Origin of the sequence: Caballeronia sp. dw_276 (assembly GCF_018449635.1) — a bacterium.
GTDB lineage: Bacteria > Pseudomonadota > Gammaproteobacteria > Burkholderiales > Burkholderiaceae > Caballeronia.
The window spans coordinates 141,839-158,629 of the sequence record NZ_JAAVUV010000012.1; the positions used below are offsets into that span (position 1 = coordinate 141,839).

The 16,791-nt window shown below is 59.0% G+C and carries 8 protein-coding genes; 2 read left to right on the forward strand and 6 right to left on the reverse strand.

Going from position 1 to position 16,791, the window contains the following annotated elements; translation table 11 throughout:
• Positions 1 to 32 precede the first annotated feature (32 nt).
• Positions 33 to 338, forward strand: a complete 306-nt coding sequence (locus HB633_RS23895) for a hypothetical protein (protein WP_213780594.1) — start codon at positions 33 to 35, stop codon at positions 336 to 338.
• A gap of 181 nt (positions 339 to 519) precedes the next feature.
• Here the strand turns inward: HB633_RS23895 and HB633_RS23900 are convergent, their stop codons facing one another.
• The 4 genes from HB633_RS23900 to edd all read right to left on the reverse strand — a co-directional run bounded on the left by HB633_RS23900 (position 520) and on the right by edd (position 5,150).
• Entirely contained in the window at positions 520 to 1,014 is a 495-nt protein-coding gene (locus tag HB633_RS23900) for a gluconokinase (RefSeq protein ID WP_213780595.1), read from the reverse strand.
• Positions 1,015 to 1,024: 10 nt separating this feature from the next.
• Positions 1,025 to 2,386, reverse strand: coding sequence for a GntP family permease (locus HB633_RS23905; RefSeq protein WP_213780596.1), 1,362 nt, complete (start codon positions 2,384 to 2,386; stop codon positions 1,025 to 1,027).
• Positions 2,387 to 2,625: 239 nt separating this feature from the next.
• A complete protein-coding gene (eda, locus tag HB633_RS23910) occupies positions 2,626 to 3,261 on the reverse strand; it encodes a bifunctional 4-hydroxy-2-oxoglutarate aldolase/2-dehydro-3-deoxy-phosphogluconate aldolase (protein ID WP_213780597.1) in 636 nt (211 codons plus the stop codon).
• Positions 3,258 to 5,150, reverse strand: coding sequence for a phosphogluconate dehydratase (gene edd / locus HB633_RS23915; protein ID WP_213780598.1), 1,893 nt, complete (start codon positions 5,148 to 5,150; stop codon positions 3,258 to 3,260). The genes eda and edd overlap by 4 nt, the downstream gene beginning before the upstream one ends.
• Before the next feature lie 288 nt (positions 5,151 to 5,438).
• Here edd and HB633_RS23920 point away from each other — a divergent pair, with 288 nt between their 5' ends.
• The gene (locus HB633_RS23920) at positions 5,439 to 6,284 is read left to right on the forward strand and encodes a MurR/RpiR family transcriptional regulator (protein ID WP_213780599.1); all 846 of its coding nucleotides are present in this window, start codon (positions 5,439 to 5,441) and stop codon (positions 6,282 to 6,284) included.
• A gap of 180 nt (positions 6,285 to 6,464) precedes the next feature.
• Here HB633_RS23920 and HB633_RS23925 read toward each other — a convergent pair whose 3' ends face one another.
• Positions 6,465 to 14,063: a YadA-like family protein gene (locus tag HB633_RS23925; RefSeq protein ID WP_213780600.1), complete on the reverse strand. Its 7,599-nt coding sequence runs from the start codon at positions 14,061 to 14,063 to the stop codon at positions 6,465 to 6,467.
• 650 nt (positions 14,064 to 14,713) lie between these two features.
• Complete coding sequence (locus tag HB633_RS23930; protein WP_213780601.1) at positions 14,714 to 16,786, reverse strand: TolC family protein; 2,073 nt, start codon at positions 16,784 to 16,786, stop codon at positions 14,714 to 14,716.
• Positions 16,787 to 16,791 lie beyond the last annotated feature (5 nt).

The window sequence follows — 16,791 nt, forward strand, 5'->3', positions numbered from 1 at the left end:
CGACGCCGTCCTACAGGAAAAGTCCTAAATGCATGGCGCATGAAGTCGAGCAGACAAAAGAACAACTTTTTTCAGGCCGAAAAAACTCAACAGGTGATTTAATTGGCAGAACAAAATCTTTAGAGCGATCAAAGTTACATTACGATCCGTTACCGTTCAAGCGCCATCCTGAAATGACGGATTTCACTGAGACGTGTTTCTTTTGGCGGCATGATTGCGAGATTAGGAATGCTTTGGATAACCAATTTCATGACGTTTCCGTGCACGACATGAACTCCGCTGTGAACTCGCTTGCGCCTGACAGTCCTGCCCGATGGGAAGCGTTTTTACCAAATTGAAACTATCCATAATCTTGAAAAGACCGTCGCGTTGCGCGATCAGCCGGAAACATGGAGAGTAAAAGGAGAGGCTAAGAAAGGACGGTTGAAATTCTTCTGCACAAGAAAAAAGCGGGCTCAGCTTTTCACTGAACCCGCCTTGTTCTCCGCGCTCTAGACCATCGCGCGCTTGAGATAAAACTTAACGCTGCTTTATTTCATTTAATACCGTATCGACAATCAATTCCGGCGACAACGCAATATCCACTTCGATTGCTTCATCCGCCGTAGGTGGTTCCAGCGTGTCCAGCTGACTTTGCAATAAAGCGGGATCGAAGAAATGGCCCTTGCGCGTCTTGATCCGCTCTTTCAGCAATTCGGGCGTGCCCTTCAGGTACACGAAAGTCACGTCCTTGTCGCCATCGCGCAGAATATCGCGGTACACGCGTTTTAACGCCGAACACGCGTAGACGTGCGTCGTGCCGTCGGCCTTCTTCTCTTCAATCGATGCACGGATTGCTTTCAGCCACGGCCAACGGTCGTCGTCCGTGAGCGGAATGCCCTTGTGCATCTTGTCCTTGTTCGCCTGGCTGTGAAAACTGTCGGCATCGGCGAAATCGCAGCCTAGCCGCTCTGCCAGCAATTCGCCGATCGTAGTCTTGCCGCAACCGGATACACCCATCGCTATCAATATCATCAGAATCTCCTTACACGACCGACGCGAGCGCGAAGGTCAAGCCTAATCCCATCACCGAAATAATCGTTTCGCACAACGACCAGGTCTTGAACGTCTGGCCGACCGTCATGCCGAAATACTCCTTGATGAGCCAGAAACCGCCATCGTTCACATGCGAGAAAATCAACGATCCCGAACCCGTGGCAAGCACGAGCAATTCGGGACTCACGCTTGCCCCCGCAGCCGATGCAATCGGCGCAACAATGCCGCACGCGGTCGTCATGGCGACGGTCGCGGAACCGGTAGCGAGGCGAATCAGCGCTGCAACGAACCAGCCGAGCAGCAATGGCGACAAATGCGCAGCCGACGCCGTGGTCACGAGTTGCTGCGAAATGCCGCTCTCGCGCAGCACGTTGCCAAAGCCGCCGCCGGCGCCCACGATCAACGTGATCCCCGCGATAGGCGCGAGACACTCGCCGCAAAACTTCTGAATCTGCTCGCGATTGAATCCACGCGATGCACCAAAGCTCCAGAAGCTGAACAACACGGCAATCAGCAATGCGACGTCGGAGTTGCCAACGAAGTGCAGCAGGTTATTGATGAACGTTTTCGGCGCGGAAAACAGGTCGGCCCAACTCCCGATCAGCATCAGGATCACCGGCAGCAAAATGCTGAATAGCGTGATGCCGAAACCTGGCAGTTCGCGCGTCTCGCCTTCCTTGCGTGAATCGACGAATTGCGACGCGAGCGGATTGTTCTCCGGCAACTTGATGTGCTTGTGAATCAGCAGCGCGAAAAGCGGACCCGCGACAATTGCCGTAGGAATACCGACGATCAAACCGTACATGATCGTGCGGCCAATATCCGCGTGATACGCCTGCACCGCGAGCAACGCGGCCGGATGCGGCGGAATCAGTCCGTGGACTACGGAGAGTCCGGCGACCATTGGCAAGCCAATCAGCAACAATGATTTCTTCGTGCGTTTCGCGACGTTGAATGCAATCGGAATCAGCAGCACGAAACCCACTTCAAAGAACACCGGCAAGCCAACGATGATCGCCACGCACATCATGGCCCAGTGAATGTATTTTTCGCCGAACCAGCCAATCAAGGTATTTGCAATGCGTTCGGCGCCGCCTGATTCGGCCATCATCTTGCCGAGCATGGTGCCGAGACCCACGACTATGGCTATGTGTCCGAGCGTGTTGCCATTGCCGGTTTCGAAAGCCTTCACGATCTTGTCCATCGGCATGCCGACGGCCAGACCCAGCAACAATGAAACAATGATCAGTACAAGAAACGGGTAAACCTTGTAACGCGTGATGAGCAAGATCAGCAGAGCAATGGCGATAACCGCATACACCAATAGCATGCTGCCGTGAACGGGCTCCATAAGCGCCTCCTTCTGTTTTAGCGTTCTTTTGGGCTGCGTGTGCGTCTGGCTTTACCGGATGATTCAGGCTGGAAGGCCAGGCGTACAGGCAGTCGGCGAGTGAATGACACCGGATTTTACTTGCAGCGCCCGAAACCTGCGCAGTAAGCGTTCCCGAATGCAAAAAGCCTTTGCGGCACGTTTGACACGTGCACGGCAAAGGCTTTTGCTGGTCTTCTTACTTCAGATGATGCGCAAACTTATGCCTTGACGGGCGCGAGAAGGCTGGCGGCGCGAGCAAGGCGCGTCACTTCTTCCCAGTTTTGCGCGGCCAGTGCCGCTTTCGGTGTGAGCCACGATCCACCCACGCAGACCACATTGGGCAGCGTCAGGAAGTTCGGCGCGGTTTCAGCGGTGATGCCGCCGGTCGGGCAAAACTTCAGGCTTGGGAAAGGACCGTTGAGCGCCTGCAACATCTGCACACCGCCCGCCTGCTGCGCAGGAAACAGCTTGACGATTTCATAGCCGAGTTCCATCGCCTGGATGATGTCGGTCGGCGTCATCACACCGGGCAGCAAGGGAAGGCCGGCATCGAGCGATGCCTGGTGAATCTCCTTCGTCAATCCCGGCGATACGCCGAATTGCGCGCCCGCTTTCTTCGCCTGCGCGCAATGCTCGGGTTTGGTGATCGTGCCTACGCCCACAACAATATCGTCAGCCAAATGGCTCGCCCGTTCGATAGCCGCCAACCCCGCCGCCGTGCGCAGCGTGATCTCGAGCACCTTGACGCCGCCCGCGTGCAGCGCGCGCGACACGTTTTCACCCTGCTCGACCGAGTCGAATGCGAGGACCGGAATCACCGGGCCCAAACGCACGATTTCGCTTACTGTTTTCATTTGACTGCAGCTCCTGTTGTTTGCGATGCGTGCTCGACGGTGTCGCACAATGCGTTTTCACCCACCATGGGACCGAATACCGATGCGCCCAGTTCCGCCGGCATGGCCGCCGCACGGAAAACGCCGAAGAGTTCGCGCCCGAAGCCGACCTCGTTCGCCGCCTGATGCTTCGGTTGCTCGACTTCTCGCGCAGCCCAAGTACTTTCGTCGATTTCGACGTCGAGCACGCCCTTGTTTGCATCGATGACAATCATGTCGCCCGTGCGCACCTTGCCTATTGGACCATGCAACAGCGCTTCCGGCGAAATGTGGATCACGGCAGGTACCTTGCCCGACGCGCCCGACATGCGCCCGTCCGTCACCAGCGCCACATGGAAGCCCTGATCCTGCAACACGCCCAGAAGCGGCGTCAGCCTGTGCAACTCCGGCATGCCGTTCGCCCGCGCGCCCTGGAAGCGCACGATCGCGACGAAATCACGTTTCAGCTCGCCGTTGTCGAACGCCGCCTGCACTTCCTCTTGAGACTCGAACACGATCGCCGGCGCCTTCACAAGCCTGTGCGCTTCGGCCACCGCCGAGATCTTGATCACGCCGCGGCCAATCTTGCCGTGCATCAAGCGCAGACCGCCGTCAGGTGCGAACGGTTCCTTGTGGCTGCGCAGGACTTTGGTGTCATGGCTGGTTTCGGTGCCATCGACCCATTGCAGTTTTCCATCGATAAGCTTCGGTTCGCGCGTGTAATGCGCGAGGCCGCGGCCCGCGACCGTTTGCACGTCTTCGTGCAGCAAACCGGCTTCCAGCAGATCGCGCACCAGATACGCAATGCCGCCCGCCGCGTGGAAATGGTTCACGTCGGCCTTGCCGTTCGGATAGATCCGCGCGACGAGCGGCACGGCTTGCGAGAGTTCATCGAAGTCGTTCCAGTCGATCACGATGCCCGCCGCACGCGCGATCGCCACCAGGTGGAGCGTGTGATTGGTCGAACCGCCCGTTGCCAGCAACGCAACGATGCCGTTGACGATCGATTTTTCATCGACGACATGGCCCACCGGCGTGTAATGTCCACGATCCACCGTGAGTTCCAGCACGCGCTTTGCGGCTTCAGCCGTGAGCGCGTCACGTAACGGCGTGTGCGGATGAATGAACGCCGAGCCTGGAAGATGCAGGCCCATCACTTCCATCAGCATCTGGTTACTGTTGGCCGTGCCGTAGAACGTGCACGTGCCGTGGCCGTGATACGCGGCCGCTTCCGCTTCGAGCAGCGCGTCGCGATCGCACGCGCCGGTCGCGAATTGCTGACGGACCTTGGCTTTCTCGTCGTTGGTGAGGCCGCTCGTCATGGGACCGGCCGGCACGAAAATGGTCGGCAGATGCCCGAATTGCAGTGCGCCGATCAACAAGCCCGGCACGATCTTGTCGCAGATGCCGAGGCACAACGCGGCATCGAACATGTTGTGCGTGAGCGCGACCGCCGTGCTCATGGCAATGACTTCGCGCGAAAACAGCGACAGTTCCATGCCCGCATTGCCTTGCGTGACGCCGTCGCACATGGCCGGCACGCCGCCCGCGAATTGCGCAACGCCGCCGGCTTCGCGCGCGGCGTGCTTGATGATGTCAGGGTAATTCTTGAACGGCGCATGGGCCGACAGCATCTCGTTATAAGACGAAACAATGCCGATGTTCGGCTCGCGAATCGCCTTGATGGAGATTTTCTCCTGGCCTTCGAGGCCGGCAAAACCATGCGCCAGATTCGCGCACGACAACGCGCCGCGTGCCGGGAAATGACCCTGGGCGGCATCGATACGCGCCAGGTATGCCGCGCGTGTCGGCTTGCTGCGCTCGATCACGCGCTGGGTGACTTTGTTCAGATGCGAATGCGGGGACACCATCGAAACTCCTTCGCCTGGGGCGGCGAGCGGGCGCCAAGCGCCAGGTTGATTGGCCGTGGGGTCTTGTTTTTGAGATGATCCACGCCATGACCATGAATTTTAGTAGAAAAACTACATTTGTTCCATCTGGAAAACCCTTATTTTGGGCCGTCGCTTTCTGTGATGCCTTTCTTTGGATACCTATTACGCTTAATGAATAGGAGCGGAACACGCCTTGAGCTTGTAGTTTTTGTACATTTTCGCCAATCGGCTATAGTCCACGCATTTCCAGCATAGGCGAGATTCCCGATGTTGCTGTCTCAGGTTAAGGCAATGCGCGAGCAGTTGCGACCCTCCGAGCGCAAGCTCGCCGATTACGTCATGGAAGCGCCCCGCGAAGTCCTCGATCTCGCGATGACCGACTTCGCCGTCCGCGCGGGCGTCAGCCAGCCGACCATCGCCCGCTTCTGCCGGGCGCTCGGATTTTCCGGCTTTCGCGAATTCAAGATCCGGCTCGCGCAAAGCATTGCGTCTGATGTGCCGGCCGCGGCTGTGTATCGCGATGTCCGCGCCGATGAACCCGCTGCCGGCGTCGCGGCGAAGGTGCTGGATAGGACTATCGGCGCGTTGCTGCAGGTGCGCAATAGTTTGTCGTCGGACAGCGTGGCGGCGGCGATTGCTCTACTCGCCGACGCACGGCGTATCGAGTTTTACGGTGCCGGCGGTTCGGGCATCGCCGCGCTCGATGTGCAGCACAAGTTCTTCCGGCTGGGCGTGCCGAGCGTTGCGTATTCGGACCCGCATACGTACACCACGTCTGCTGCGTTGCTCGGTGCAGGCGACGTGGTCGTGGTCATTTCAAATACGGGTCGCACGCGCGACATTCTCGACGCGGTGAAATCCGCGCTCGATGGCGGTGCGAAGGTGATTGCGATCACGCACGGCAACTCGCCGCTGGCGCGCATGGCAAGCGTGGGATTGTTCGCAAACGTGGATGAAGACACGGACATCTTTTCACCGATGACATCGCGTGTATCGCACCTGGCTATCGGCGATATTTTGGCTGTGGGCGTGGCGCTGGCGCGCGGGCCGGAATTTGCGGAAAGGCTGGCCGAGGCGAAAGGCGTGCTGGATCGACGGCGCGTGGGGAATTAAAAGCCTGCCTGCATAAAAAAAGCGGGCGCTTCCGGAGAAGAGCCCGCTTCAGGTACAGCTAAGGTACTACAAGGTACATCTACAGCTACAACAAGTTCATCTACTACAAAGAAGTTACAGAACCAATCCTTCGAGAAACCCGGCTCTTTCGAGCCGGACTTCTCTCAGATCAGATCCCGATTACCACTGGTACGAAGCACCAGCACCAACCGTCGTACCAGCTGCCGACCAACCCGCGCCCACGCGCACCTTGATGTTCTGCGTGATACGAGCCGTACCGCCAATGGCCGTTGCTGCGTAGCCCTGGAACGTACCGCCACCAATACCGATCGACAGCGTCTTGTTCGCATCGACGTCCGGGATCATCGTCAGCGCAGTGGCTGCCGCAATACCGCTGTACGCCTTACGAGCAACACCGCCCACGGCCTGGTTCATCTGGTTCAGGTTGACCGCATCCGTGCCGGCCGTACCTGCTGCAACGTTCGTCAGTTGACGTTCCTTGCCTTCCGAACCGATCGAGACGCTGTTGTCGCGATCCGTCGTGGAACCCGCACCCAACGCTACCGAATTGTTATCCGGAGCCGTAGCACCGTTACCAATAGCGATCGAGTCCTTGCCAGACGCATTGGAGTTGCCGCCAATTGCGATCACGCCGTCAGCCGTACCGCTCGCGCCGCCACCAATCACAACTGCGTGATCGCCGGAAGCAGAAGCGTTGTCACCCATGGCGATTGCGTCAGCACCATTGGCCGAAGCTGCGGTGCCGTTGCTGCCGGCAACGCCGTTAGCACCATTGATGCCGTTCGTACCATCCGCACCCTTGACACCGATGACCGTGGTGCCCGTTTCCGCGATGTTATTCACGGTCGTTTGCAGCGTCGTTACCGAGTCCTTGACTTCGCTCAACTGGTTGCCCGTTACAGCGTCCGTGCTACCTGCTGCCACGTTGCCGTCCGTCAAACCGCTGAGCTTCGTGGTGCCACCGCTCGTTGATGCAAGCGTCAACGTGTCGTGTGCATCCGTGTCGTACGCCACTGCGTTCGGCGTTGCAGTACCGCTGCCGCCCGTAGAGATGTTCGACACCTTCGTCGTCAACTCCGTCAAGCTGTTGTTGGTGCTGTCGATTCGACCGTCGAGGCCAAGGATTGCATCACCGACGTTGTACATGGTCTGACCGCCAACACTGAACGAAGGCATCGTGATTGCACCGGTCTTGCTGTCGACGTTCATGCCGCCGCCAATTGCCGTAGCAATGTTCGACGTCGTTGCGTTCAACTGCGAACCGTTGATTGCATCAAAGCTCGAGGCACCCAGGCTACCGGCAGCTACACCGGTGATCGTGCGAGCACCTGCCGTACCGGTCATATCGACCACCGTGCCGCCGTTCACCGAACCAACCTTGATGTCGCCCGAGGTCGGGTCCTGAATAACCAGGCCATCACCGCCAGCCGTGATCGCGCTGACCGTGGTCTTCAGGTCCGTCAGGTTGCCGTCAATCTTCGTGAACGCGTCGCCAGCGTTGTTCACCGTCGAGCCCTGGATTGTGTACGACGGGCCAGTTACGTTACCCGCTGCATCGACCCCAGCACCGCCGCCCAAACCTGCGACGACTGGCTTCAACTGGCTCAAGTTCACTGCAGACGTGTCCTTCGTGCCTGCTGCTACGTTGATCAGTTCACGATTACCGGCCGTGCCCGCAAAGTTCACGTGCGTACCGTCGGTCTTCGAGCCAACCAGAAGGTCAGAGCCAGCCGAAGCTTGCGTAACCAGCGGATTGCCCAGTGCGTCGATCTTGGTGTTGACCGTGGTCAAGCCGCCATCGAGTGCCGTCAAGGCATCGCCGACTGTCGACTTGTTCGCGCCCTGGATCGAGTACGTCGGGCCAGTCACGGCACCCGTCGTGGCATCGACCTTCGCGCCGCCACCCAACGCAGTTACAACCGGCTGCAACTGGCTCAGATTCACAGCCGAAGTAGCCTTCGTGCCTGCTGCCACACCCGTCAACTCACGAGCAACACCCGCGCTGTTCGTGAAGTTCACGTGTGTTCCAGCGACTGCTGCACCAACCAGCAGATCACCCGTGCCAGCGGTAGGTTGTGTGATCAGGGTCGAGCCGCCGCCACCGCTTACCGTTGCGATTGCTGCATTCATCTGACCCAGGTTGACCGCGTCCGTGGTCGTGGTACCAGCAGCCACGTTCACGATCTTGCGTTCGGTACCCTTGGCGCCAACCGAAACCACGTTGCTTTGCGAACCATCGCTGGAGTTACCCAATACCACCGAGTTGGTGCCCGTTCCGACGACCTGGTTACCCAGGACGATCGAGTTTGCGCCCGACACCGAGTTCTTGTAGCCGATTGCAATCGAATTCGAACCGGTCGCCAATACGTTGGTGCCGTTACCGAGAGCAATACTGTTGGCGCCTTGCGACTTCACGCCAGTACCCATAGCCAACGAGTTGTCACCCATCGATTGGGCGTTGACACCGACTGCGGTGGCGCTCGCACCACCCGACGTGGCCAGGTTACCGATTGCAACACCACCAACGCCGCCTGCGGCAACGTTCGTGCCGATAGCAACTGTGTTGTCGTTGGTCGCATGGGCGCCCAGACCAACTGCTACTGCATCCGTACCGATTGCTTCAGCTTGGCCGAGTTTGTCCGTGGTTCCAACTGCGACCACATCCGACAATACCGGCGCGGCTTGTGCGGTCAGCACCGATGCGCCCAACAGCGTACGGGTGTTCTTGACAACCTGCTGCGACGACGAGTTAGCCGCGCTGATCAAGCTTTCAACCTGACCCAGATTGACGGCGTCCGTTGTCGTCGTACCTGCGGCTACGTTGGTAATACGACGTTGCACCGACATATTGCCCACGGAAACCGTGTTGTCGCCGTCTGCCGAGGAGTCGGATCCAATAGCGACCGAGTTTTGGCCGTCTGCGGTCGCTCTCGCGCCGATTGCGACTGAATTGAGGCCCGACGAATTGGAGAAGAGGCCAATTGCCACAGAACCGGTCTGCGAAGCAAACGCGTTACCGCCAAGCGCCAGGGAGTCGGTACCCATTGCGTTCGCCGTCTGAGCAGTGCTCGAGCCGAAACGCAGGTACTTCAAAGCCGGCGAGAGGTTGCCAATCGAGTTACTGATCGCAGACGTCGCGCTGTCAAGCTGTGCCTTGTTGACCGCGTCGGTGGCATCGACACCTGTTGCGACGTTGGTCACCGTGACTGGCGCGCTGGTGCTGCCCAGCGTGATCTTGCTATGCGCCGAGGAGTCGTACCGCACAGCGTCAGCCGAGCCCGTTCCTGCCAGTGCTGCGGCTGCCGTGATTGCACCCGACAAATTGTCGTATGTCGTGGTGCCAACCACGATAGACGGCTTGCTGATCTTGCCGTCCGCACCCATGGTCGCGGTGCCACCGATCGCTGCTGCCGCGCTCGAACCCACGTTGTATAGCTGCGTACCGTTCACCGCGTCCGTGCTGGATGCGCTCAACGTGCCTGCCGTCAACTTCGTGATCTTCGTGGTGCCGCCCGTGCCCTTCAGCGAGATCGTGTCCATTGACGTGCCGTTGTCGTAGGCTACGAATGCGTTCGTCACCGTGCCGCTCGTGCCGATCAATGCGCCCAATTGCTTCAACTGAGCAACGTTCGTTGCATCCGTATCAGCCGTGCCTGCCACAACCTGGTGAATCTGTGCGCCAACCGTGCCGTTACCCAGCGTTACACCGGTCTTGGCCGTGCTGTCGTATGCCACGAATGCGTTCTGAACTACACCGCTCGTATTGACATTCAAACCTGCTGCGGTCAACTGGGCAAGGTTCACTGCGTCCATGGCGGTCGTACCGGCCTTGACGTTCGAGATCTTCGTGCCAGCCGATCCACCCAGCGTGACCAGATCCTTCGCCGTGCTGGAGTACGCGACGAACGAATTCGTGGCCTTGCCAGTCGTGTCGATGGTCAGGCCTGCTGCCGTCAATTGGCCAACGTTCACTGCGTCTGTTGCCGTCGTACCTGCGACCACTTGGTGAATCTGCGCGCCAACCGTGCCGGTGCCCAGCGTCACGCCGGTCTTGGCCGTGCTGTCGTATGCCACGAACGAGTTCTGAACTACGCCGCTCGTGTTCACGATCAGGCCCGCTGCCGTCAACTGGCCAACGTTCACTGCGTCCATGGCGGTCGTACCGGCCGTCAGGTTCGAGATCTTCGTGCCAGCCGATCCACCCAGCGTGACCAGATCCTTCGCCGTGCTGGAGTATGCGACGAACGAATTCGTGGCCTTGCCAGTCGTGTCGATGGTCAGGCCCGCTGCCGTCAATTGGCCAACGTTCACTGCATCCGTTGCCGTCGTACCTGCTACAACCTGGTGAATCTGTGCGCCAACCGTGCCGGTGCCCAGCGTCACGCCGGTCTTGGCCGTGCTGTCGTATGCCACGAATGCGTTCTGAACTACGCCGCTCGTGCTGATGTTCAGGCCAGCTGCCTTCAATTGCTCAACGTTCACTGCGTCGTTGTTGGCGGCGCCATCTGCCACGTTCGACACGGTAACCGGCGTGCCGGCTTTGCCCAGCGTGACCTTGTTGTGTGTCGTGCTGTCATACACCACTGCATCAGCCGAACCGCCAGAGGCGAGTGCTGCAACTGCCGTCAGCGCGGTGCCGACGTCGGCGTACGTCGAGCTACCAATCGTGTAGGCCGGTGCCTTGATCTTGCCGTCTGTACCCATGGCCGCACCGCCGCCCAGTGCTGCAGCCGCGGTTGAACCGACGTTGTACAGTTGCGAACCGTTCACCGCGTCGGTGCTGGATGCGCTCAACGTGCCTGCTGTCAACTTCGTGATCTTCGTGGTGCCGCTCGTTCCCCTCAGCGAGATCGTGTCCATCGACGTGCCGTTGTCGTAGGCAACGAACGCGTTGGTCACCGTGCCGCTTGTGCCGATCAATGCGCCCAATTGCTTCAACTGAGCAACGTTCGTTGCATCCGTATCAGCTGTGCCTGCCACAACCTGATGGATCTGCGCGCCAACCGTGCCGTTACCCAGCGTTACGCCGGTCTTGGCCGTGCTGTCATATGCAACGAACGTGTTCTGAACTACACCGCTCGAGTTCACGATCACGCCTGCTGCGGCCAACTGACCCACGTTGACTGCGTCCGTTGCCGTCGTACCTGCAGCCACGTTCACGATCTTGCGTTCGGTACCCTTGGCGCCAACCGAAACCACATTGCTTTGCGAACCATCGCTGGCGTTACCCAATACTACCGAGTTGGTGCCCGTTCCCGTGACCTGGTTACCCAGGACGATCGTGTTTGCGCCGGACACCGAGTTTTTGTAGCCGATTGCAACCGAATTCGAGCCGCTCGTCAGTACGTTGTTGCCGTTGCCGAGTGCGATACTGTTTGCGGCCTGCGACTTGACACCGGTACCCATGGCCAACGAGGAGTCACCCATCGATTGTGCGTTGACACCGATTGCCGTGGCATTTACACCACCCGACGTGGTCAGGTTGCCGATTGCAACGCCACCGACGCCGCCTGCGGCAACGTTCGTGCCGATAGCAACCGTGTTGTCGTTAGTCGCTTTAGCGTTCAGGCCGATCGCAACCGCATCCGTACCGATTGCTTCAGCTTGGCCGAGTTTGTCCGTGGTTCCAACTGCGACCACATCCGACAATACCGGCGCGGCTTGTGCGGTCAGCACCGATGCGCCCAACAGCGAGCGCGTGCTCTTGACCATTTGCTGCGACGGCGTCGTCGCGGCGGTGATCATGCTTTCGACCTGACCCATGTTGACGGCGTCGGTTGTCGTCGTACCTGCGGCTACGTTGGTAATACGACGCTGCTGCGACATGTTGCCGACGGAAATTATGTTGTCGTCGTCTGCCGACGAGTTCGATCCCAGTGCCACCGAGTTTTTGCCGTCCGCGGTCGCGTTCGTGCCGATCGCGGCTGAATTGAGGCCCGACGAATTGGAAAAGAGGCCAATCGCCACAGAACCGGTCTGCGAAGCGAATGCGTTACCGCCAATCGCCAGGGAGTCGGTACCCATCGCGTTCGCCACCTGAGCGGAACTCGCGCCAAAGCGCAAATACTTCAAGGAGTTTGCAACGCTGCTGGTCGATTGAGCGACTGCGTCAAGCTGTCCCTTGTTGACCGCGTCAGTAGCAACGACACCATCTGCGACGTTCGAAACCTTCACGGCCGTTGTGCCGTTACCCAACGAGACCGCGGTCTTATTCGCGTCGGTGTATTGCACTGCCAGCGGATCCGCGCCACCACCCGAACCCGACGCTGCTGCAGCCGTCAACGCGCTGTCGAGGCTGGTGTAGTCGGTGTTGTTGATCTTGTACGTCGGCGCCTTGATCGTGCCGTCGGGGTTGACGGATGCCGAGCCGCCCAGCACTGCTGCTACGCTGGCTTCAGCGTTGTACAGTTGCGAACCGTTGACTGCGTCCTTGCTCGTCGAGTTGATCGTGCCGGCTGCGACGTTCGAAATCTTCGTTCCCGATGCACCCAGCAACGTGACCAGATCCTTCGCCGTGCTGGAGTATGCGACGAACGAATTCGTGGCCTTGCCAGTCGTGTCGATGGTCAGGCCTGCTGCCGTCAATTGGCCAACGTTCACTGCGTCTGTTGCCGTCGTACCTGCGACCACTTGGTGAATCTGCGCGCCAACCGTGCCGGTGCCCAGCGTCACGCCGGTCTTGGCCGTGCTGTCGTATGCCACGAACGAGTTCTGAACTACGCCGCTCGTGTTCACGATCAGGCCCGCTGCCGTCAACTGGCCAACGTTCACTGCGTCCATGGCGGTCGTACCGGCCGTCAGGTTCGAGATCTTCGTGCCAGCCGATCCACCCAGCGTGACCAGATCCTTCGCCGTGCTGGAGTATGCGACGAACGAATTCGTGGCCTTGCCAGTCGTGTCGATGTTCAGGCCTGCTGCCGTCAATTGGCCAACGTTCACTGCGTCCGTTGCCGTCGTACCTGCTACAACCTGGTGAATCTGTGCGCCAACCGTGCCGGTGCCCAGCGTTACACCGGTCTTGGCCGTGCTGTCGTATGCCACGAATGCGTTCTGCGCCACGCCGCTCGTGTTCACGATCAGGCCTGCTGCGGTCAACTGGGCAAGGTTCACTGCGTCGGTTGCATGCGTACCGGCTGCCAGGTTTGCGATCTGGCGTTGCGTGGTTGCGTTACCGACCGATACCGTGTTGATGCCGGTCGCGACTGAATCCTGGCCGATTGCAACAGCACCTGAAGCCGATGCCGAGGCGTTCTTGCCGATTGCCATGCCGCCAGCGCCCGTTGCCGTAGCGCCTTCGCCGATGGCGACGCCACCATTATTGATGCTGTACGAATTTGCACCAATTGCCGTGCCGCCGTTCTGAGCCGCTGCGCCAGAACCAAAAGCCAGGCTGTCCGAGCCAGCCTGGCTGTTTTGACCGACTGCAACGCCGGAACCGATTGCGTAGGCCGAATCGCCAATGGCGATGCCGCCAATCTTGGCGGCGTTCAGCGTGTCAGCATCGACTTCCGAGTTGACGCCGATTGCCACGCCGTCAGCGATATTGACGGTTGCGTTGGTGCCCTGCTTGACGGTGTCGTCAGCCATTGCCACGCCAACACCAGCCAAACTCATGCCGCCGACGGCGACTTGCGTCAGGATTGCCTTCGAGATTGCTGTCTTCGCACGCTTGCTCTTGCTGCGACCAGTTGCCAGCTCAGACACCGCGACCCATGACCCCGTCGATTCATTCCAGACGGATTTGTATGACTTGTTCATGCTATGTACCTTTACAAAAATAAGAAAATCGCCTTGCGGATCGGCAGAGACATGGATCGATCTCTTTCTGAGATGCAATCTGGTTTAAAGGCTTCCGCTTACGCTCGGCGTTCATTGCCTTTCAGAGATTTCGCACTGAAGCACTGAGACCGGGATCACAACTCAAGGGCCCGGTTTTGTGAACGCAAACGAACTATAGGTTTTGAAGGGGAGCCGCTTAATGCGAAAACTCCTAATTTGGATAGCGCCAAATAAAATCAGGAGTTTCGACGACGAAAATCCGTGCAGACTGGTCTTTCGCGACCCGGCCAGGATCATCTATTCCTATGCTGGCTATGGCTTTTAGCAGTTTTTTGGGGCGTGAAAACCGGTATTATCGAGATAATAAGAACAATCTTATAAAATAGAACCGTTGCATTCAAACAACCTGCGAAACCAATCAAGACGGACAAATAACTACAAAAATTCGCTTGCCTTTATATTTCAACGCATTTTTTAGAAACTGAATTAACCGGATTCGGTTGATTGAAAACAATAAAGCCATTGACGCACTTGACGCCAATGGCTTTTAACATTCGATACCAATCAATTTCTACGCGCGGACTTGGTATAAAACCTGCGCTACGAGAGAACTGCTCAACATTCGGCTGTCAAGCGCCCTGCAGCCACTCATTCAGCGTTCCATTATTAAGATGGATTTTAAGAACTGACTGATAGGCGTCGAACTGGGTTGTTACCGCACTAACCTGGTTGTTGTAGAAGTCGCTTTCGGCGGACAACACGTCTACGAGGGTGCGGCGGTTCAGGTGATACCACTGCTCGAAGAACTGCTTGCGAATCAGATCGGTCTCGACGGATAGCTCGCCGTAGAGCTTCGCGCGCGTCGCCAGCGCAATGGCGTCACGGTGAGCGTCGCGTACCTTGAACTCGGAATCGAGCTGCAGCTGCTCGCGCTTGTCATCGCTTGACGAAGCCCGGGCGAGCGCTGCCCGCTCGGCCGCCTGCTGGCTGCCGCCCTGAAACGGCGTCCATGACAATTGCAGCATGGTGGTCCAGGGCTGGCGCTGGCCAAACGTATCGTGCGCGGTGGTCTTGTTGACGACCCAGTTCAATTGCGGCAACGATCCCGCTCGCACCGATTTGGCAGTCGCCTTGGCGGCGGCGGCCTCGGCCACTGCCTGCTCGATTGCCGGATTTTGGGCGACCGCAGCCACGGCGCTGTCGAGGCCATCCAGTTGCAATTGCCATTGCGTGCCCGAAGGGAGAGGCGTCGGCTCGTCGCCTACGAGTTTTCGCACGCTGAGTTCGAGCGACCGGACTTGCGCTGCAATTACGGCCTGAGAAGTCTGCGCCTGAAGCATGCGCGACTTCGCCTGGCTCAGTTCACTCAAGCGGCCCGGATCAATCTTGACGATCTCTTCCAGCATTTCCACCAGGGCAGACATTCGCTTCACGTAGCTTTCGCCGATTGCGTACACCGCGCGGTTCTTCGCCAGCTCCACCAGGTTCGATGAAACTTCGTACGCGTTTTGCTGCAAGACGGTCTGATAGTAGAACTCGGCGGCTTCGGCCGTCTTGGTCCTGCTGTCGATGTTCTTGCTCGTCTTTCCCCAGTCGTAGACCATGGTCGTGACGCTGACGCTTGCGGTGGGCGGGTTGCTATCGTCGAACCTATTGGCCGATCCTCTCAAGGCCGGCGAGTTGGCTCCGACCTGCACCTGCGGCCAGCGTTGGCCCTTCACCTGGTCGATGTCGAACTTCGCAGCGTCCCAGTCGGTACGGGCCTGGCGCACGGCTGCACTGCGTTCGGCGGCGATATCGGCGGCATTTTTCAGCGCACTGCGTACAGCCTGCTCAGGCACGACAGTTTTGTCGGCCAGCGCTTTCGAGCCGGGGGTGTCGTCCAGCCACTCGGCGTAGTTATCTTCTACACCACGGCCTTTTCGCATGCCCTTTTTCGTGGATGCATTGGCGCCATCGGCGAGCGCGCCACGGCGTACAGGCATATCGTCGGCCTGGAAGGACGGCGACGACGACACGCCATCGAATTTATTTGCAGTCCCTGTGGCGACGCTTCCGCGCAACGCGATGATGTCTGCTTGCATGTCAGGCGCACGCTTGATCGAAAGCGCGGGACGGATGGGCGACGCGGAGACGCCCAACGGCACCGGCGCTGCGGCTTGTACCGGCGCGGACACAATGATCGGACGCGCCGGCTCAGTGCGAACCGGGACCGCGCTTCGGGCCACCGCTGCTTCACGAGGCACATCGGCGACATTTGCGGTCGGCATCGCCGGTGCATCCATCGGGATCAGACCCGCATCGGCGAAACCTCGCGAACGACGTGCGGGGATGGGCTCAACAAGTCGCGGGGCAGTAACGGGCGCCGCAACCGGGACGGGGACCGAGTTGCTGACTACCGCTGCTTGCGGCGCCGCATCTTGAGCAGGAACCTGCAAGATGCTGACGGCTTCATTCAGCGCAGACCTGACGGCGGGCTGCATAGGAGGTTGCTGCGCCACGCGTGTCTGTTGCTGCTGCGCCCAGGCCATTTCATCCAGCGCCGATCTGGCTTGCGCTTGCGACGGCAGCGCAGACAACGCTACAGCGCCTGTACCGACCAGCACGCTAAGCGCAGAAAACAGCGGCCGGCGGCGGAATACATCCTTGATGAGTTGCTCTTCGCGACGATCTTTTCGCGCGGTAAATGTTGAATTGGACATTGTGC

What these genes read in the sequence shown, in the direction of transcription:
- HB633_RS23895 (WP_213780594.1), top strand. Translation starts at nt 33, where the DNA reads ATGGCGCATGAAGTCGAGCAGACAAAAGAACAACTTTTTTCAGGCCGA.
- edd (WP_213780598.1), bottom strand. Translation starts at nt 5,150, where the DNA reads ATGGTGTCCCCGCATTCGCATCTGAACAAAGTCACCCAGCGCGTGATC.
- eda (WP_213780597.1), bottom strand. Translation starts at nt 3,261, where the DNA reads ATGAAAACAGTAAGCGAAATCGTGCGTTTGGGCCCGGTGATTCCGGTC.
- HB633_RS23900 (WP_213780595.1), bottom strand. Translation starts at nt 1,014, where the DNA reads ATGATATTGATAGCGATGGGTGTATCCGGTTGCGGCAAGACTACGATC.
- HB633_RS23905 (WP_213780596.1), bottom strand. Translation starts at nt 2,386, where the DNA reads ATGGAGCCCGTTCACGGCAGCATGCTATTGGTGTATGCGGTTATCGCC.
- HB633_RS23920 (WP_213780599.1), top strand. Translation starts at nt 5,439, where the DNA reads ATGTTGCTGTCTCAGGTTAAGGCAATGCGCGAGCAGTTGCGACCCTCC.
- HB633_RS23925 (WP_213780600.1), bottom strand. Translation starts at nt 14,063, where the DNA reads ATGAACAAGTCATACAAATCCGTCTGGAATGAATCGACGGGGTCATGG.
- HB633_RS23930 (WP_213780601.1), bottom strand. Translation starts at nt 16,786, where the DNA reads ATGTCCAATTCAACATTTACCGCGCGAAAAGATCGTCGCGAAGAGCAA.